This is a genomic window from Isoptericola sp. NPDC055063 (genome assembly GCF_053608125.1).
In genome coordinates this window covers 174,655-193,023 of sequence record NZ_JBSGUW010000011.1, presented here as the reverse complement: position 1 = coordinate 193,023, position 18,369 = coordinate 174,655, and the positions used below count along the sequence as shown (strand labels likewise).

The window sequence follows — 18,369 nt, the reverse complement described above, 5'->3', positions numbered from 1 at the left end:
TCAGCGGCTCAGCGGCGCTCAGCCGTCGACCGTGAACGAGTCGAGGTCGATCCCGTGCCCGGCGAGCACGGCGCGGGCGCGCTCGACGTCGTCGTCGTCGAAGTACTGCTTCCACTGCCCGATCGAGCCGTCGCGGGTGAAGTAGCCGTCCAGCTTCACGACCATCGACCGCCCGGTCCGCTCCTCCATGGCGCGCACGGTGGTGATGTCCGAGAGCGCGAGCGCGACCTCGACGGCGTCGTCGTCCAGCGGCAGGGCGAGGAACCGCACCACCTCGCGGAACCGCCGGCCCGGGTCCTCCTTGAGCGCCTCGTAGGAGGCCACGTGCACGTCGGGGTCGCCGCGGTAGCTGTCCAGGGTCAGGTAGTGCCGGGCGTACGTGTCGAGCATCGTCTCGATGACGTCGCGCGGGTGCTCCGCCTTGTCCCGGTGCTGCGGCCGCTGCTTGATCGTGTAGTGGTACAGCGACACGACGTAGTCGAGCGGGTTGCGGTACAGCATGATCTTGCGGCCCGGGGAGAAGACGAACGGGTCGACGTCGTGCCGGAAGTGCTGCATGGTCACGTCGGACACCCCGTGCCGGGCGAGCAGGCCGGACGGCGGCCGGTAGGGCTCCGCCTCCCGGAACACCTGCCAGCGGTTGTTGCCGTAGTACTCCTGCTGCAGCTGCGGGTAGGAGATCGGCACGCGCACCTGCGGGTCCGCGAGGGCCCGCGCGTAGTTGGTGAGGAAGAACCGCATCCAGTGGGTGCCGGACTTCTGGATCGTCGCCACGGTCACGACGTCGGCGCGGTGCAGGCGGCCGAACGCGTCCGCGAACGCGGTGCCGCGCTCGTCGGCGAGCGTCCCGAGCCGCCAGCGGGCGACGTCGCCCAGGTAGCGCAGCGCCTCCCCCGGCTCCTCGGGCAGCGCCGCGAGCACGGCCGCGTCCTCGCCGGCGCGCAGGCCCGTGAGCGCGCCCGCGAGCCGCGCGTCCTTCGACGTGGTCCCCGCCCCCGCGGCGAGGGCGTCCCAGTCGCGGGTCAGGAGGGCCGGCCCCAGGTGCGGGGGCAGCCGCTCCTCGGCGGCGGCGCGCGCCCGGCGCGCCACCCTCGTGGGGGTGAGCCAGCGGGCCGTGTCCCGGGCCAGGTCCCGAGCCATGTCACTTCCTCCGGTTCCGGTAGTACTGGGAGAGGATGCCGCTGCCGACGGCGACGGTCGCGACCGGGCCCCGGGCCCGCTCGAGGGTGCGCAGCGCGTCGCGGCGCCGGCCGAGCCGCATGGACGCGATCGCGAGCCGGCGCTGCTCCGCGGTGGTGAGGCGCCGCTTGCGGCCGGTCTCGGCGAGGAGCCGCGCGGCCTGCTCGGTCCGCCCCTCCGCCAGGTGCGCCTTCACGGCCCGCAGCACGTCGGCAGGCGCCTGGGCGGCGGTGGTCGACAGGTCGGTCTGGCGGCGCAGGTCGCGGATCAGCTCGTTCTTCTCGGCGTCGGCCAGGTAGCCGAGCCACTCGAGGTCGAGGGTGTCGTACCGGTCGTCGCCGCCCGCGGGCTCCCACGGCTTCTTGCCCACGTAGTGCAGCACCCGCACGTCCTCGTCGTGGAACAGCGCCGGGTGGTGGGAGAAGATCCGCTTGGTCGTGTTGTCCTCCGGCGGCAGCGCGCGCCACGACTCGAAGAACACGTTGAGGAAGCCCTGGTCGCCGCCGTCGTACGACGGGGTGTGCGCCAGGCGCGACATCATCGCCTCGAACGTCGCCTGCGACGGGGTGAAGGCAAAGACGCCGGAGTTGAAGACGCCGGGGTTCGGCGCGTCGAGGCCGGCGTCCGGGACGGCGGCGAAGTCGTCGCCGGCGAACAGGTCGTCGACGTTCTGCTTCACCACGGCGTCGCTGTCGACGTAGACGGCGCGGTCGAGGAAGTCGAGCCGGAAGACGTGCAGCTTCGTGTAGGTCGCCGCGAACCGCTCCTGCACCTTCTGGTCGGTGCCGCCCGCCCGGCCCGCCCGCAGGACGGGGTTGGCGATCGGCGGGACGTCGAGGGTGCGGATCCCGCTGGCGGCGAGCGCCGCCTTGTCGGCGTCGGGCGTGCACAGCGCGACCAGGGGCACGTCGGTGACGCGGCGCAGCGAGTTCGCGAGCGCCCGCGCGCCGTGGTGGTAGGAGCCGGAGACGACGGTGACGTAGGCGCACCGCCGCCCGTCGACGTCCTTCCACGCCGGGCCGTCCACCCTCGGCACGGTGAGCGCCTGGACGCCCCCGGCGGCGGGCAGCTCGATCTCGACCGTGTCCTTGGTGGCCCCGACGACCGACCCCTCCCCCGGGGCGAGGGCCGGGCGGTCGGCGGGCAGGTCGTCGGCCGGCGGCACGTACAGGTGCAGCAGCTCCGACTGGCTCACGGAGCGGACCGTGGCGTCCGGGTACGCGGCGAGGCAGGAGCGCAGGAATGCGAGGTCGGTGTCGAGCCCGTGCGCCGCCTCGTAGCCGGGCGTCGCGTCCTTGGCCTCCAGCCCGAGCTCGGCGACCTGCGGCATCGTGTACCCGTAGCGCACGTCCTTCGACTCGTACAGGTCGATGCCGGCCAGGTAGACCTCGCGGAACCCGACGCCCAGCCCGAACGCGAGCGCCTGCATCCCGGTGGTGGGCAGGCCGGGGCGGCTCATGAAGTGGCGCGCGAGGCGCGGGGTGCGCGCGGGCACGGCCCACGAGTCCAGCTCGGCGACGTCGGTGAGCGGCTCGAGCCCGTACCGGTCGCCGTCGCGGTGCGCGGCGTGCCGCATGGGGGATGCCAGGCGGCGCACGTCGTAGCGGCCCGACCGGATCTCGTCCTGCAGCAGCTTCTCGAGCCGCTCGTGCGGGACGGCGCTGAACCACGCGTCGACGCGGTCGCCGAAGTGGTAGTTGCTCTCCAGGAAGAACCAGTTCATCCGGAAGACCACGACGTCGGCGGGGATGCGGTGGTACGGCGGCATCGCCGACGACGGGCCGTTGCCGACCACGAGCAGCGGCCGGTCGGTGAGGCCGGCGAACGAGGCGATCTCCGCGTCGCCCGGCTCGCGGCCGAGCGGGACGCTCCGCATGGTGGGCATCGGTGCTCCTGTCTGGGTCGTTCCGGTCGGTGCTGGGCGGGGGCGGGCGGGCTCGGGGTCAGCGCGGACGCACGAGACGGCGGGCGCGGCGCGCGGCGCGCGACACCAGCGACCCGCGGGCGACGGACGCCCGCGCGGCCCGCAGGGTGGCGCGCACCTGCTCGATCTCCGCGCCGAGGGTGCGCAGCTCGGCGTCCTTCGCCCCGAGCTCGCGCTCCGTGGCGCCGAGCTCCTGCTCCTTGGCGCGGAGGCGCTGCTCGGCCTTGGCCTTCTCGACGGCGGCGTCGTACGTGCGGGCGGCGAGGCGCCGCTCCTTCGGCGTCAGCGGCGTGAACGACGGCGCGACCGCCACCCCCGTGAGGCGCTCGTAGATCGTGGCGAGGTTCACCAGCGTCGCGTCGTAGAGGCCGCGGCGCGTGACGGCGAGCTCGTCACGCAGCTCCCCCTGCCGCTCGGTGACGTCGTGCACCGTGCGGTAGAGGTCGTCGGTGAACGTGGCGGCCCGCGGGTCGAGCGCCCACTCCGCGTGCCCGATGTCGGTCGCGAAGTACCGCGTCTTGTGGTGCACGTGCAGGGACAGGGGGACGGTGCCCATCCCGAACGGCACCATCTGCGCGTGGCCGCGGGTGCCGAGGATCACCGGGAGGTCGGCGAACGCCTCCAGCCCCTGGAACAGCACGTCCCGGCGGCCCCACAGCACCCGCTCGGAGTCGACGAGCCCGCGCTCGGCCAGCAGGTCGTGGAACCGCATGTCGGCGCGCGCGTGCGGCACGCTCACCAGCCGCCACCCCTCGCCGCGCAGCCGGGCGAGCACGTCCGCCTGGTCGGCGTAGATGCGCCCGGGGTCGAACCCCGCGGCGACCTGCCGCTTGCCGACGATCGACTCGACGGCGAGCACCCTGCCGTCACCGACCTCGAGGCGCTCGCGGTACAGGTCGGGGAACAGGATCGACGAGATCGTCGTCGGGCACGGCTGGTACTCGACGCGCTCCGGGTCGTGGTCCACGTACTCGCGGATGGTGCGGACCGAGCCGTGGTTGCGCAGCCCGAAGAACACGGACTTGTCGAGCGTCAGGTTGAGGTGCTCGCGGAACGGCTCCGCGAAGTCCTCCTGGTCGATGAACCGGTTGTTCCCGACGGCGAAGACGACGATCGGCACCTTGAGCCGGCGCAGCTGCTCCAAGGAGATGTTCCACTGCCACCCGGAGCGCGCGTTGGCGTTGGTGTCGCGCAGGAACAGCCCGCCGCCGCCCACGACCACCGCGTCGAAGTGCTCGTTGATGTGGTCCACCAGCTTCGGCCCCACCGGGTCGCGCAGGGACCGGCTGCCGGCGACCTCGAAGCACGCCCCGCCGGCGAACCCCTCGAAGGTCTCCCGGACGGCCTCGAACAGGAGGGTGTCGCCGTAGTTCCCGTACGTCTTGATGTCGAAGTGGAACAGGCGCAGGCGGCGCCCCGGTGGGGCGGGGCGCGCGGCGGCGGCGTGAGTCGGCACGGCGCGAGCGTAGGCACCGGATGGCCGGCGCAAGGCCGGAAACCGGCGGGATCACCGGCTGCTCATCGAGAGTTCATCTGCGCGCCACGGTGCGCTCCGTGGGAGTTCGCCGAGGGCCCGCGGGAGGGCCGTCGGCGGGCCGGTCAGAGGGGGCGCGCGTCGCTCTCCAGGAGCACCGGGATGCCGTCGCGCACGGGGTACGCGAGCGGGCGCTCCGGGTCGGTCGAGCGCAGCTCGGGCTCGCCGTCGGGGCCGACGCCGTCCACCAGCTCCGCGCCCGTCACGGGGCAGCGCAGGATGCCGCGCACCCACGGGTCGATCGTCGGCGTCGCGGGCGCGCCGGTGTCGGTCGTGCCGTCGGTCGTGCCGTCGCTCATGCGTCCTCCGTCCGCCGCACGAGCGACAGGACGTCGTCGCGCACCTTGACCATGATGTCCTCGTCCGCGGCCTCGACGTTGAGCCGCAGCAGCGGCTCGGTGTTCGACGCGCGCAGGTTGAACCACCACTGCGGGTGGCCGTCCCAGTGGGCCACGGTGAGCCCGTCGAGCTCGTCGACGTCGGCCTGCGGGTAGGCGGCGGCGTAGGCCTCGCGCACCCGCTGCGTCGCGGCGGCGGCGTCCGGCACCGTCGAGTTGATCTCCCCCGACGCCACGTACGGCGAGTACATCTCCGCCAGCACGGACAGCGGGTGCGGCTGCCCGCCCAGGGCGGCCAGCACGTGCAGCGCGGCCAGCATGCCGGTGTCGGCGAAGAAGAAGTCGCGGAAGTAGTAGTGCGCGCTGTGCTCGCCCCCGAACACCGCGTCGTGCTGCGCCATCTGCGCCTTGATGAACGAGTGCCCCACCCGGGTACGCACCGTGGTCGCGCCGGCGGCCTGCAGGAGGTCGGGCACGGCGCGGGACGTGATGAGGTTGTGGATCACCGTGGGCGTGCGGCCCGCCTCGAGCTCCTTGGCCACCTCGCGCAGCCCGACGAGCGCCGTGACGGCCGACGGCGAGACCGGGTCGCCGTGCTCGTCGACGACGAAGCAGCGGTCGGCGTCGCCGTCGAACGCGAGGCCGAGGTCGGCGTCGTGCTCCACGACGGCGGCCCGCAGGTCCTCGAGGTTCTTCGGGTCCAGCGGGTTGGCCTCGTGGTTCGGGAAGCTGCCGTCCAGCTCGAAGTACAGGGGCACCACGTCCAGCGGGAGGGCGGGCAGCCCGGCGGCCGTGCCGAGCACCGCGGGCACGGTGTGCCCGGCCATGCCGTTGCCGGCGTCCACCACGACCTTGAGCGGCCGGATGCCGGAGACGTCCACCAGGCCGCGCAGGAACGCGGCGTAGTCGGCGAGGGTGTCGGCGTCGGTCACCTCTCCCGCGACGGGTGCCGCCTCGGCGGCGGCCGGGTCGTCGAGGAGCCGCTGCGCCAGCTCGCGCACGTCGGCCAACCCGGTGTCCTGCCCGACCGGGCGGGCGCCGGCGCGGCACAGCTTGATGCCGTTGTAGACGGCGGGGTTGTGCGACGCGGTGAACATCGCGCCCGGCGCGTCCAGGGCGCCCGACGCGTGGTACAGCCCGTCGGTCGAGCACAGGCCGATCCGCACGACGTCGAGCCCGGCGGCGGCGACGCCCGCGGTGAACGCCTCGACGAGCTCGGGCCCGGAGTCGCGCATGTCGTGCCCGACGACGACCCGGGTCGCCCCCTCGGGCGCCGCGACCACGCGGGCGAACGCCGCCCCGATCGCGCGGGCCACGGCCGGCGAGAGCTGGTCCGGCACGGTGCCGCGCACGTCGTACGCCTTGATGATGGTGGCCAGGTCGATCGTCACGTCCCACAGCGTACGTGCCTGCGCCCGTCCGGGCGGGGGCCTCGCGGGTGGGCCGCCGGGTGGTTCTGCCACGGGCCGCGGGCCCGGACCGCGGCCCATGTGGAAGGGTGGTGTCCGTGCCCGAGCTCTACCCGCTGGAGAACACCGTCCAGCACTACGACTGGGGCTCGCGCACGCGGCTGCACGACCTGCTCGGCACCGCCCCCGACGGCGACCCGGCCGCGGAGCTCTGGCTCGGCGCCCACCCGAGCGCGCCGTCCGTGGTGGGCGGCGACGGCTCCCTGCTGGAGCTGGTGCGCTCGGCGCCGGACGCAATGCTCGGCCGCCGCGTCGCCGACGAGTACGGCCCCCGCCTGCCCTACCTGCTCAAGGTGCTCGCCGCCGACCGGGCGCTCTCCCTGCAGGTGCACCCGAAGCCGCACGCGGCCCGCGCGGGCTTCAACCGCGAGAACCGGAAGGGGCTGGCCCCCGGCGACCCGGGCCGCTCGTTCCACGACGACCAGCACAAGCCCGAGATGGTGGTCGCACTCACCGAGTTCGAGGGCCTGGCCGGGTTCCGCGCCCCCCGCGCGGTGCTCGACCTGCTCCACGGCCTCGACGGCGACCTGGTGGGCGACGTGCGCGCGCTGCTGGCCGCCGACCGGTCGCCGGGCGGCGTACGGGCCGCGTTCACGCGCCTCGTGGCGGCGCGGCGCGACCCGGGCACCGCGGCGGACGTCGCGGCCACGGTCGCCGCGGTGACCGCGCGGCTCGCGGCGGGCTCGCCGTCGTCCCGGGCCGACGCGACGGTGCTGCAGCTGGCCGACCAGCACCCCGGCGACCCGGGCGCGCTCGCCTCCCTGCTCCTCAACCGTGTCACCCTCGACCCGGGCCAGGGGCTGTTCCTGCCCGCCGGGGAGGTGCACGCCTACCTGTCGGGCCTGGGCGTGGAGATCATGGCGTCGTCGGACAACGTGCTCCGCGCCGGCCTCACCACCAAGCTGGTCGACGAGGCGGCGCTCCTGGAGTGCGCGTCGTTCGTGCCGCGCCCGCCGCAGCCGCCGCGCACCCACGCCGCGGGCGGGCGGGGCCAGGTCACCACCTACCGGGCGCCGGTGCGGGAGTTCGCGCTGACGGTGGCGGACGTCGGCCCGGACGAGAAGGTCGAGCTGCCCGACCAGGGGCCGCGGATCGTGCTGTGCCTGTCGGGCGAGCTCGAGGCCCGCGCCGAGGGGTGCCCCGCGCCCGCGACGCTCGGCCGCGGCGCCTCCGTCTTCGTCCCGCACGACGCCGGCCCGCTGCGGCTGTCCGGAGCCGGGCACGCCGTGTGCGCCTGGGTGCCCTGAGTCACCCGGCGGGAGCGTCCGCGGCAGCGGGGGCGTCCGCGGCGGCGGGGGCGTCCGCGGCAGCGGGGGCGTCCGCGGCAGCGGGGGCGTCCGCGGCGGCGCCGAGACCCTCCAGCGCGGCGACGACGTCCGCGGCCCGCCGCTCCGGCGCGAACAGCACGTTGTGGTACCGGGTGTAGGTGTACCCGACGCCCGAGGGGTAGGTGAGGTCCGGCCGCACGGGCACGGCGCGGCGGTTGTCGTCGTCGACCACCCAGGCGCGCGTGTAGCCGCGCCGGCCGAGCAGGTCGTAGATCGTGGCGAAGTCCTCGCGGGAGAGCACCTCGGCCAGGAGTACGGGCCGCTCGGCGTCCAGCAGGCCCCGCGCCCCGGCGAGGACGTGGCGCTCGTGCCGCTCGACGTCGAGCTTCACGAGGTCGACCCGGGGCCGCCCCTCCCCGTCCCACCAGGCGTCGAGCGTGGTGACCTCGACGTCGGTCGTCGTGGCCCCGCGGGCCGCGCCGCGTTCGGCGATCGCCTCGAACGACGACCCGGTGGCGAGGCGCGCCGACGCGTTGTGGTGCAGCGTCAGCGTGCCCGGCTCGGCGGAGACGCCGACGGCGTGCACGTGCACGCGGCCCGCGAGCCCGGAGAGCCGCACGTTGGTGGTCGCCCGCCGGGCGATGCGGTCCAGCACCTCAAAGGCGTGCACGACGACGTCGGGCGACGACGCCCCGGCGACCAGCGCGAAGACGCCGGTGTGCGCCCCGACGTCGAGCACGTGGTCGGCGCGCGCCGCCAGCGCGGAGAACACGGCGGTCGAGAGCGACTCGTAGGCGTTGGGGCCGAACCAGAACGACACGGCCGCGACGAGGTCGTCGTCGTCGAACCACATCCAGGCCGGGCGGCTCCCGCCCGCCTGGACCAGCACGGGCCCGGTGTACGGGTGGGCGCGGCGCAGGGCGCGCAGCTCGGGAGACTGCACCCGCGTCGGCACGGAGCGGCCGTCCGCCAGCCACGGGCGCGCGGCGTGCGCGTCGATCGCCGCCCGGGCGGGCCGCGGGGGCGCGGGCCGGGCCGCCGGGGGCCTCGGGGCCGGGGCGACGGGCGGCGCGGACCCACCCCGCTCCGCCAGGGCGCGGGCGACGCGCGCGTCGACGAGCCGGCGGAGCTCGTCGCCGGCGAGCGCGTCGGCCCACCTCAGCAGCCTGCGGCGCGCTCCCCCGCGCCGGTCGCCCCGGTCCTCTCCCGTGGTCCCGCCCATCGCGTCCTCCTCGTCAGCGGCTCTCCCGCCCCAGGCCCAGCCGGCGGCGCACGTACCGCGCGCCGCGCCCGGCGGTCGTCGCCGGGGCCGTGGGGTCCGACACCACCTCGAGCGCGCGGCGCACCTGCGTGGCGCGCGCCACGTCCCCGTCGGCGTACAGCTCCTCGCGCCGCTCGCGGAGCCACGCGCGCGCGACGTCGGCGCGGTCCAGGTCCGACCGGGGGGCCGACACGGGCGCCGGCGCGGCGGCGGCCGCCTGCGCGGCCTGCGCCGCCTGTGCCGCCTGGGCTGCCTGTGCCGCCTGGGCGGCCTCGCCGCGGGTCCGGCCCTCGAGCGCCATGGACTTCGCGTGCAGGCGGCTGGACAGCCACACCTCGAGCTCGCCGAGCGGCAGGCACTCGCGCTCGGACGGCACCCGGCCGGTGAGCGCGTGGTAGATCCGCGAGAGGTTCTCGAGCGAGACGTCGTAGAGCCGCTCGCGCTCGGCGCGGGCGCGGTCCTGCCGGGCGGCGTACTCGTCGTGGCACCGCTCGACGTTGGCGACGATCCGCGCGCCGAGGTCCGGGTCGTCCACGTCGATCAGGAGGTCGTCGACGCCCACCTCGCGGGCGAAGTAGACCATCTTCGGGGAGGTGTCGATCGGCACCACGAGCGAGCCGGCGCCGAACGGCACCATGGCCCCGTGGCCCCGCGTGGAGACCACGACCGGCACTTGCGAGAAGTGGCGCGGGCCGAGGAGCATGTCCCGCCCCTGGGTGTTCATCTCGACGAACGTGAAGTCGTCGAAGCCGTGCGCGCGCAGGTGGTCGACGACCGGGGTGTCGAACTTGGCGAAGAACGACGCGAGCTCGATCTCGTACCCCGCCTGCCGGAGGGACCGGCAGGCCCGCAGCACCTCGTCGGCGACGCGGTCGTCCTGCTCGGACGGCGAGCGGGTCACCTGCAGGGTCACGCGCCGCGAGCGCTCGGGCACGGCGTCCGGGTCGCCGGCGCCGTCCACGAGGTGGCGCAGGAACGTCGTCGGGCAGGGCTGGAACACGATGCGGTCGTGGAACCGCCGGTCCACGACCTCCTTGAGCCGCTCGATGGAGCCGTGGTTGCGCAGCCCCACGAACGGCGAGTTCTCGATGACCGCCTCGAAGTGCTCGGTGAACTTCGGGGAGAGCCCCCGGTGGTTGCGGTAGAGGTTGAAGCCGACCGCGAAGACGATCGTGCGCCGCATCTTCCGGGCCGTCGCGACGCTCGACCGGAACGCCCATCCGGACAGGTCGTGGTTGCGCGGGATGATGACGCCGCCGCCCGCGATCAGGCCGGCGTCGTACGTGTTCGCCTTCTCCACGAGCCGCGGACCGACGGGGTATCGGCTGTCCGCGCCGTCCTCCACGCGGAAGCAGCGCTGCCCGCCGAACGAGTGGAAGAGGTAGCGCACGGCCTCCGCCAGCAGCGCGTCGCCGTAGTTGTTGTGCGTGTAGTACTGCCAGGAGAACAGCCGTGCGGGGGTGGCCGGCGTCGTCATGAGGTTCCTCTCGTCTCAGGCCGCCGCGAGCGCGTCGCGCCCCGGCTGCCAGGCGTCCATGAGGCCGGTGGTGCCGGACCCGGTCGCGTCGTCCTGGAGCGCGCCCGCCAGCATGCGGGCGTCGGCGGCCGTCGGCGCCTCGAGGAGGCGCGACAGCGCCCAGGTGGCGGAGTCGGGGCGCATCGCCAGCAGCGGCACGCGCTCGCCGAAGCGGGCGAACACGTCGTCGACGAAGTCGGCCACGCCCCGCTGGATCTCGGCGTTGCGCCGGTCCACCGCCACGGTCGGGGCGAGGACGGGCCGCCCGTCGGGCCCGAAGCCGTGGCACTCGGGCAGGCCGACGGGCGTCAGCAGGTACTCCAGCACCGTGCCGTACCGGAAGAAGGTGCGGTCCTGCGACCAGGGCTCGAACCGGGCGCCGGTGATCACGGCGTACTCCAGGGCGTGCTCCATGCCGGTGAAGTACAGGCCGTCGACGCGCCGCCCGAGGCTCGTCATGATCGCCCGCTGCGACGACCCCGAGTACCCGAGGTCGACGACGACGGGCCGCTCGGCCGTGCCGAGCCGCTCGGCGTAGTGCCGGCGGGCTGCGGCGCTGCGCCCGGCGCACGCCGCCGCGACCTGCTCGGCGTGCTCCACGAGCACGGCCGTCAGGGCGGCCGCGCGGTCCCGGCCGAGCGGCGCGTCGAGCTCCGCGATCCCGGCGCGCGCGAGGGCGGGCTCCAGCAGCCCGACGACGCCCGCCCCGAACCGGGTGGTGAGGAGCGTGCGCGGCGTGTTCGCGGGGTTGAGCCCGTGCACGAACTGCGTCGCGGCGACGTGCGCGGGGTCGCCGGAGAACACCTGGAAGGCGGCGCGCCGCGACGCCAGCAGGTAGCGCCCCGGCGGCAGGTCGGGGTCCGTGGCGCGCAGCCGCTCGTAGACGCGGTGCGGCACGTACCCGTCGCGGGCCAGGAACGACACGTCGTCGTACCCGAGGTCGCGCGCCTGGCGCGCCACCCAGAGGGTCCAGCCGAGCAGGGCGGGGCCCGCCACCGCGTACCCGAGCGCGTAGGGGGTGCCGAGGGTGACGGCGCCCTTCGGGAAGGCGACGAACGGGTTGTCGAAGAACCGCTGCGCGACGACCCCCTTGACGAGGGACAGGCCCTTCTCCTCGCGGCACCCCCGCCACAGCCCGCCGAGCGCGTGCGTGCGCCGGGCGGCGTCGGCGGCCGCGGGCACGTGCAGGGTCTCGATGCCGCGCTCGGCGGCGCGCTCGACGTCGGAGACCCGGTTGTCGCCGACGTGCAGCAGGTCGCCGGCGTCGGTGCCGAGCTCGCGCAGGACGACGTCGAACAGCGCGCCGGACGCCTTGGTCGCGTCCGCGTCGGCCGACGCGACGACGAACCGCGGCTCGACCGGCAGGTGCGGCCCCACCAGCTCGAGCAGCTCGGCGGCGGAGTAGAAGGTGTCGGAGACGAGGCCGACCCGCTTGCCGAGCCGGTGCGCGAACAGCATGAGCGCCGCCCCGAGGGCGCGCGGCGCGAGGTGCCGCTCCTCGAGCGCGACCTCGGCCGCGAGCAGGGTCTTGCCGTCGGGGACGCCGCCCAGCAGCCGCGCCGTCTGGTCGGCCACGGCCTCGATCGGGTACTCGTCCCGCTCCGTGCCAGAGGCCCGGTCGGCCGCGCGCAGGGTGCTCACGGCCGCGTTGCGCGCGTTGCTGTAGCGCGCCATGGGCGGCAGGTCCGGCGCGAGCTCGCGGTCGAGCACGCTCACCAGGTCCGCCGCCCGGCCCGCCGGCCGCGTCACCAGGGTGTCGAACACGTCGAACGAGACGTGCCGGGCCGGCGTCGCGAGCACGGTGCGGAACGCGGCCGGCAGCGCGGAGGTGACCGCCCCACCGACGCCGCGCACCGCGGCGAGCAGCGGGTCCTGGGTGGTCGGCGGCACCGCGTCGAACTGGCGCTCCAGCACCGTCCAGGGGTCGACCCCCACGTCGGCGGCGGGGAGCCGGTCGAGCGCGGGCACCCGGTCCCGCAGGGCCAGGTAGGTGGCGAGCTGCCCGGTGCGCTCGGCGCCCAGGCTCGCCGACATCCGCAGCCCGAAGTCGACGTCCACCCGGAACGACGGCACCCCGAGCAGGTGCGGTGCGGTGAGCAGCAGCGTCGAGCTCACGGCGACGACGGCGGCCGGCCGCGACGTCGCGATCAGCACCTCGAGGGGCAGGTCGCGGCCCGACATGAGGCTCAGGCCCGCCGCCGCGTCCGCCGGCAGCGCCGCGGCGATCCGGTCGTGCACGGCCGACGCGTGCCGGGGGTGCGGCTTGTAGGCGACGCGGTAGCCCTTGGCCAGCAGCGCCTCGACGGCGTCGCGGTAGACGTCGACGAGCTCGTCGGTGGAGACCGCGTCGCCCTTGCGGTCGAAGTACTGCTCCACCAGCACCACCGTGTCGGGGGTGAGGCCGGCGTCGTGCCGGCCGCAGGCCCGCTCCAGCGCGCCCGTGAACGCGGTCGCGTCGATCTCCTCGAACAGCTCCGGGCGGTCGAGGGCGGACAGCGGGGCGAACGCGCCGAGGTAGTGGTGGTACTCGACGCGCACCACCCGGTCCAGGAACGTCAGGGCTCGCAGGTTGTCCGGGTAGAGCCCGGCCATCCCCTCCTCGAACAGGCTCACCCCGGCGTCGGGGAACGCCCCGGCGAGGGCGTCGAGCAGCCAGTGCGAGTGCGACAGGAACATCCGCAGCTGCCCGGGCGTCCTCCCGCCGCACAGGGCGGTCATCCGCTCGGGGTCCGCGAGGATCTCGAGGTACTCCGCGGGCTCGGGGAGTAAGGCGACGCTCCGCACGCCCCGCAGGCGGCGGATCCGCTCGGCCAGCACCGGCTCGTCCGCCGGGTCGGAGAAGAGGACGACGACGTGATGGTCGTCCTCGGGCCCCACGTACCGGGACGCGAACGAGTTGACCGCCGAGTACAGGCCCGTGACCAGGTGCAGGGTGGTCATGCGCGGATCCCCACCGCGCGCCGGCCCGCCGCCGACCACAGCCGCGCGTACGTGCCGGCGGACGCGCGCCGCTGGCCACGGCGGCGCTGCACCTGCGCGAGCACCCGCAGGTTGCGCACCGACCCGGGCCACCGCTCGAGGTTGTGCAGCGCCACCTGCTCGGCCTCGTCGAGCCGGCCGGAGTCCATGAGCTCGCGCGCCACGAGCCAGCGCTTGCTGGTCGTGACCCCGCCGAGCACCCCCGCCGGCAGACCCGGAGACGCGGCGCCACCCGCGCCGCCCGGCCCGTCCGCCGCGGCCTCGGCGGCCTCGGCGTCGCGCCGGGCCCGCTCGCGCCCGAGCTGCCAGAGGGTGAGGTAGCCCAGGTAGTCGGGGCCGAGGCGGTCGAGCCAGAGGCCGACGAGCGACTCGGGCAGCTCCGGGGCGCGGTTCCACGGCTTGGGGCCGACGAAGTGCAGCACCTTGACGTCGCCGAGCCCGACGACGCCGGGGTTCGACTCGAGCATCCGCCACAGCGTGTTGTAGGAGCTGTCCAGCCAGGCGACGTCCGGGAAGTAGCTGTTCAGGAAGCCCTGGTCGCCGCCGTCGTACGACTCGAGCGTGCCGTTCTTCGCCATCATGTCGCGGAAGACGTCGGCGTCCGGCGTGAAGGCGAAGACGCCGCTGTTGAAGATCTCGCGGTGCAGCGTGAAGCCGAAGTCGGGCGCCGCGGCGAACCCGTCGCCGTCGAACAGCTCGTCGAGCCCGTCGAGCACCACGGTGTCCGCGTCGAGGTAGACGCCGCGGTCGAGGAACGTCAGCGCGAAGACGCCGAGCTTGGAGAACGTGAACTCGAACCGCCCCTGGTGCCTGCCGCCGAAGAGCTCGTTGCGGATGCGCGGGGCACGCACGATCGTGAGGTTCTCCGGGAGGAACGGCACGTCCGGGATCCGGTAGCCCGCCGGGACGAGGGCCAGGAGCGGGTAGGACGAGACCGCCGCCAACGACCGCGCCATGGCCAGCGCGCCCCAGAAGTACCCGTCGTCGTCGAAGTAGGTCACGTACGCCACCCGCCGCTCGCCCGAGGGCGTCTGCCGCGTCGCCGCGAGCCGGTGCGTCGCGAGGTCGGCGCCGGGCTTCGCCTCCGGCGTCATGCGGGCCCCCGCCACGGCCGGGGCGTGGGAGACGAACTGCTTGAGCGGCTCGCTCGCGGCCCCGTCGACGATGGCGGCCCCGGGGAACGCGTCGCGCAGCCGCTTGAGGTGACCCAGCTCGTAGGAGTACGCGACCCGGCTCGACGAGCGCAGCCCGGCCGTGACCGCGTCCTCGGTGAGGATCGAGCGGCGCACCTTGCCCACGTACGTGCCGTCGGTCTGGCCGTCCAGCACCACCACCTGCTCGAAGCCGAGCGACAGCGCCGTCGCGAGCATCGCGGTGAGCATGCTCGGCGGGTGCGGGTCCGCGAGGACCGCCGCCGTGGCCGGCGTGCGCACGAGGTAGTCCGCCCAGTCCTCGAGCTGCCCGTCGCGGACCATGCCCTCGAGGGTGTGCGCCACGAGCTGCTCGGCGCGGCGCAGGTCGGTGAGCACCGCGCCGATCTCGTAGTCGCCGCGGTAGACGGTGGCCCGCACCTTCGCCAGGGCGGCCTGCCGGGGCGGCACGAACCACGCGGCGATCTCGCGGCCGAACCAGAAGTGGTCCTCCGCGGCGACGTCCCCCTCGCGGAACACGTACGCGCCGGCCGGGAGGCTCGCGTAGTCGATCTCCTCCAGCGACACGCGCGCGGTCACGAGGACCACCGGCCGCGTCACGTCCAGTCGGCTCAGAGCCTCCACCGGCCCGCCCTTCCCGGCCCCGACGGGGCCCGCTCCCTGCTCCTGCGGGAGCCGCGCTCCCAGTGACCTGCCAGGAGACTAGGCACGCCCGGGGGCCCGTCCGGGCGTCTTCGCGAGAACGTCGACGGAACGTTCCAAGAGTTCATCGCGCGGCCCCGCGGCGTTCACCCGGGGGCGTGCCGGGCCCGCCCCCGGGCCCCGCGCGCACCGCGGAGTTCGCCGTCCGGCGCACGGGGTTCGCCTCGCCCGCCGCGCCGGCCGCCGAACGACGTCGGTGGCAGCACGACGTCGGTGGCAGCACGACGTCGGCGCGCGACGGCGCACGACGTCGGCGCGCGACGGCGCACGACGGCGGCGAGGGACGAGCGCCGCAGGAGGGCGGAGGAAGGGCGGGCGGAGAGGCGGCAGGGGCGGCGTGGGCCGCGACCGGTCAGTCGGCCTCGCGCAGCACGCGCAGGTGGCCGCGGCGGGCGGTCTCGGTGACCGACGAGGGCTCGCTCGCCGGCTCCTGGCGCACGCGTCCGGCCTCGCGGACGGCCTCCGCGAGCGCGGACAGGTCGTCGGGGGACGGCGCGGGTTCCTCGAACGCGGGCGTGAGGCGCACGACCTCCCACCCGCGGGGAGCGGTCAGCCCCTCCGCATGCTGGGCGCACAGGTCGTAGCTGTGCGGCTCGGCGTGCTGCGCGAGCGGACCCAGCACGGCCGTGGAGTCCGCGTACACGTACGTGAGCGTCGCGACGGCGGCATGCGTGCATGCCGTGCGCGAGCACTGCCTCACCGATCTCACGTCCGGGACAATACGCCGCGGCCGGGGGGCGGCGCGCGGGGCTCGCCGCACCGGCGCCCTCGTGATCGCACCGTGACCCGCGACGAGACCCGCGACGAGACCTGCGACGAGGCCCGCGCCCAGGTTCCCCGCCCAGGTCCGCACCCGGCTTAGGCTCGTCGGGTGCACCACGCCGCCGACCCCTCGCCCGACCCCGAACGCGTGCCGGCTCCCGCGCCCGTGCCCCCCGTGCGGCGCCGGGACCGGCGGGGGCGCGGCGTCCGCGGCCCGCTGCTGCCGCCGGGGATGCCGGCGCACCGCACCCGCGCCGAACAGTTCGACGACCTGGTGCTCGACGTCGTCGAGTCGCTGCAGCGCCGGTGGGGCCCGCAGCTCGCGGGGACGGAGTTCGCCGTCGAGGACGTGCCGCCGTCGGAGCCCGCGCCGTGGGAGTCCGACGGCGTGCCGCTGGGCCGGTGCTTCCCCGCCGAGTCCGGCCGGTCCGCACGCGTCGTGGTGTACCGCCGCCCCGTGGACTTCCGCGCCGCCGACGACGCCGACCGCGCCGACCTCGTGCGCGACGTCGTCGTCGAGCAGGTGGCGCACCTGCTGGCCCGCACGCCCGAGGAGATCGACCCCGGTTACGACTCCTGACCCGCCCGCGAGCTGTCAGGGCCAGGGCAAGGTATGCGTGACCGTGGCCCTGACAGGTCGCGTCAGCCGGCGTCGACGGCGCGCACCTCGACGGCGCCGGGGGTGGTGACCGCGGGGGTGGGCGCGACCGACGCGACGAGGGTCCCCGCGGACGCGGTCCCGTCGTCGGCGCGCAGCACGGCGGCCCACGTCACCGCCACGTCGCCGCCCTCCGCGTCGCCCCGGTCCACGCTCACGCCGGCGGGCACGGCGCCGTCGTCGACGACGTCCGCCAGCTCGACCGAGGAGGTGGCCCCGGCGGTGAGGTCGACGTCCGTGCTGCCGATCTCGGCCCCCGACGCGTCGTAGGCCCGCAGCGTCACCGGCACGACGCCGGCCGGGTCGGTGTCGGGGTCGCGCACCGCGGGCAGCGCCGACAGCACGATCCCCGTGGCCACTCCCCCGGGCACGCCCAGCTGGCCCGCGGCCCCTGCCGCGCCGGTGACGGCGACCGGCTGCCCGGCGGACCACGCCACGTCGTAGGGCGTGCCGTCCACCACGGAGTCGTCGGGCTGCGCGCCCGGCCGGTCCGAGCGCGCAGCGCCCACGACCGGCACGTCGGCGTCGACCACCACGGTGTACGCGCCCTCCGGCAGGCCGCCCAGCGGCACGTCCGTCACGACGCCCGCCGGCAGCTCCACCTCGTCGGCGCCCCGCAGCACGACCGGCCCCGACGGCCCGTACACGCTGATGCGGGCCGTCCCGTCGGCCTCGCCCGGCACGAGGACGCGCAGCCGCGGGGCGTGGGGGTCGTCGACCGCCTCGCCGCGGCTCTGCACGCCGGGCACGGCGAGGGTCTGCCGCGGGCTCGCACCCGCCGTCAGCAGGTCGACGCCGGCGGGCAGCAGCCCGTCGATCGCCTGCGTCTGCAGCGCCGCGGTGACGCGAGCGCCCGAGGCGCGCACGTTCACCGCGAGCCGGTCCTGCTCCGGGGCCACGGACTCGAGGCGGGTGGTCACCAGGTCGTGCGGCGCGACGGTGAACGTGCCGCTGCCGCCCAGTGCCACGGGACCGTTCGGGCCGTACACGTCGAGGGCGACGGTCGCGGGGCGCTCGGACGGGTTCTGCACGGTGAGGGTGGCCGTCTGGCCCACCTCGGTGCCCCCGCCCACGAGCCATGCCGACGTCGACGGCGCGGCGCACGACCCGGCGCCCAGCCCGCGCAGGTCGCCCTGCGTCGTCACGGACGCCATCGTGCCCGCGGCGCGGAACGGCTCGTCCGCGACCGGCGTCGCCCGCAGCACGCGGGTGCCGGTCACGTCCGCCTGCTGCGCCGCCCCGGCGTCCCCGACGGCGAACGGTGCCGCGGACCTCCCGTCGAGCCCCGTCGTGCTCACGTCGCCCGTCGCGCCGCCCAGCACGACGGCGCCGAGCCGGCTGGTGGTGGGCACGGGCGTGGCGTCGAACTGGGAGTCGCCGACGTCGGCGCCGTCCGGCAGCGCGACCGGCCGCGGGCACACGAGCGTCACGTCGGCGGGCTGCACGCCCACCGTCCGCGTCCCGGCCGCGACGGCCCGCTGCTCCGCTCCCGTCCACGACTGCGCCCACTGGTCGCCGAGGACGGCCACGGCGGCCAGCGCCGCCACGGCCGCCAGACCGGTGACCGCCGCCGCCGTGGCGCGCACGCCGCGCCGCACCCGGGTGTCCGCCACGTCCTCGCCCGTCCT

General features: G+C 75.6%; 13 protein-coding genes. 2 read left to right on the top strand and 11 right to left on the bottom strand.

Going from position 1 to position 18,369, the window contains the following annotated elements; genetic code table 11:
• Positions 1 to 18: 18 nt before the first annotated feature.
• The 5 genes from ACWF41_RS15040 to ACWF41_RS15020 form a co-directional block, all read right to left on the bottom strand.
• Complete coding sequence (locus tag ACWF41_RS15040; RefSeq protein WP_380317851.1) at positions 19 to 1,140, bottom strand: sulfotransferase domain-containing protein; 1,122 nt, start codon at positions 1,138 to 1,140, stop codon at positions 19 to 21.
• 1 nt (position 1,141) lies between these two features.
• Positions 1,142 to 3,064 (bottom strand): glycosyltransferase, encoded by a 1,923-nt coding sequence (locus ACWF41_RS15035; protein ID WP_380317848.1) that lies wholly within the window; start codon positions 3,062 to 3,064, stop codon positions 1,142 to 1,144.
• A gap of 58 nt (positions 3,065 to 3,122) precedes the next feature.
• Positions 3,123 to 4,559: a polysaccharide pyruvyl transferase family protein gene (locus ACWF41_RS15030; protein WP_380317845.1), complete on the bottom strand. Its 1,437-nt coding sequence runs from the start codon at positions 4,557 to 4,559 to the stop codon at positions 3,123 to 3,125.
• Positions 4,560 to 4,702: 143 nt separating this feature from the next.
• Positions 4,703 to 4,936: a Trm112 family protein gene (locus ACWF41_RS15025; protein WP_380317842.1), complete on the bottom strand. Its 234-nt coding sequence runs from the start codon at positions 4,934 to 4,936 to the stop codon at positions 4,703 to 4,705.
• Positions 4,933 to 6,366 (bottom strand): phosphomannomutase/phosphoglucomutase, encoded by a 1,434-nt coding sequence (locus ACWF41_RS15020; RefSeq protein WP_380317839.1) that lies wholly within the window; start codon positions 6,364 to 6,366, stop codon positions 4,933 to 4,935. The genes ACWF41_RS15025 and ACWF41_RS15020 overlap by 4 nt, the downstream gene beginning before the upstream one ends.
• Positions 6,367 to 6,482: 116 nt before the next feature.
• Here ACWF41_RS15020 and manA point away from each other — a divergent pair, with 116 nt between their 5' ends.
• Positions 6,483 to 7,691 carry a mannose-6-phosphate isomerase, class I gene (manA, locus tag ACWF41_RS15015; RefSeq protein WP_380317836.1) on the top strand — a complete coding sequence of 403 codons (1,209 nt, stop codon included), beginning with the start codon at positions 6,483 to 6,485 and terminating at the stop codon, positions 7,689 to 7,691.
• 1 nt (position 7,692) lies between these two features.
• On the opposite strand, the gene ACWF41_RS15010 is transcribed toward manA, so the two are convergent.
• From ACWF41_RS15010 to ACWF41_RS14990, 5 genes are all read right to left on the bottom strand, one after another.
• Positions 7,693 to 8,934, bottom strand: coding sequence for an FkbM family methyltransferase (locus ACWF41_RS15010; protein WP_380317833.1), 1,242 nt, complete (start codon positions 8,932 to 8,934; stop codon positions 7,693 to 7,695).
• Positions 8,935 to 8,947: 13 nt separating this feature from the next.
• Entirely contained in the window at positions 8,948 to 10,450 is a 1,503-nt protein-coding gene (locus ACWF41_RS15005; protein WP_380317830.1) for a polysaccharide pyruvyl transferase family protein, read from the bottom strand.
• Positions 10,451 to 10,465: 15 nt separating this feature from the next.
• The gene (locus ACWF41_RS15000) at positions 10,466 to 13,429 is read right to left on the bottom strand and encodes a polysialyltransferase family glycosyltransferase (RefSeq protein WP_380317827.1); all 2,964 of its coding nucleotides are present in this window, start codon (positions 13,427 to 13,429) and stop codon (positions 10,466 to 10,468) included.
• Entirely contained in the window at positions 13,426 to 15,198 is a 1,773-nt protein-coding gene (locus ACWF41_RS14995; RefSeq protein ID WP_380317824.1) for a glycosyltransferase family protein, read from the bottom strand. Before ACWF41_RS14995 ends, ACWF41_RS15000 begins: the two co-directional genes overlap by 4 nt.
• A 475-nt stretch (positions 15,199 to 15,673) precedes the next feature.
• Entirely contained in the window at positions 15,674 to 16,030 is a 357-nt protein-coding gene (locus tag ACWF41_RS14990; protein ID WP_380317822.1) for a DUF3499 domain-containing protein, read from the bottom strand.
• A 162-nt stretch (positions 16,031 to 16,192) separates the two neighbouring features.
• Between ACWF41_RS14990 and ACWF41_RS14985 the strand changes: the two genes are divergently transcribed.
• The gene (locus ACWF41_RS14985; RefSeq protein WP_380317819.1) at positions 16,193 to 16,663 is read left to right on the top strand and encodes a metallopeptidase family protein; all 471 of its coding nucleotides are present in this window, start codon (positions 16,193 to 16,195) and stop codon (positions 16,661 to 16,663) included.
• Positions 16,664 to 16,725: 62 nt separating this feature from the next.
• On the opposite strand, the gene ACWF41_RS14980 is transcribed toward ACWF41_RS14985, so the two are convergent.
• Positions 16,726 to 18,354: a DUF5719 family protein gene (locus ACWF41_RS14980; RefSeq protein ID WP_380317816.1), complete on the bottom strand. Its 1,629-nt coding sequence runs from the start codon at positions 18,352 to 18,354 to the stop codon at positions 16,726 to 16,728.
• Positions 18,355 to 18,369 lie beyond the last annotated feature (15 nt).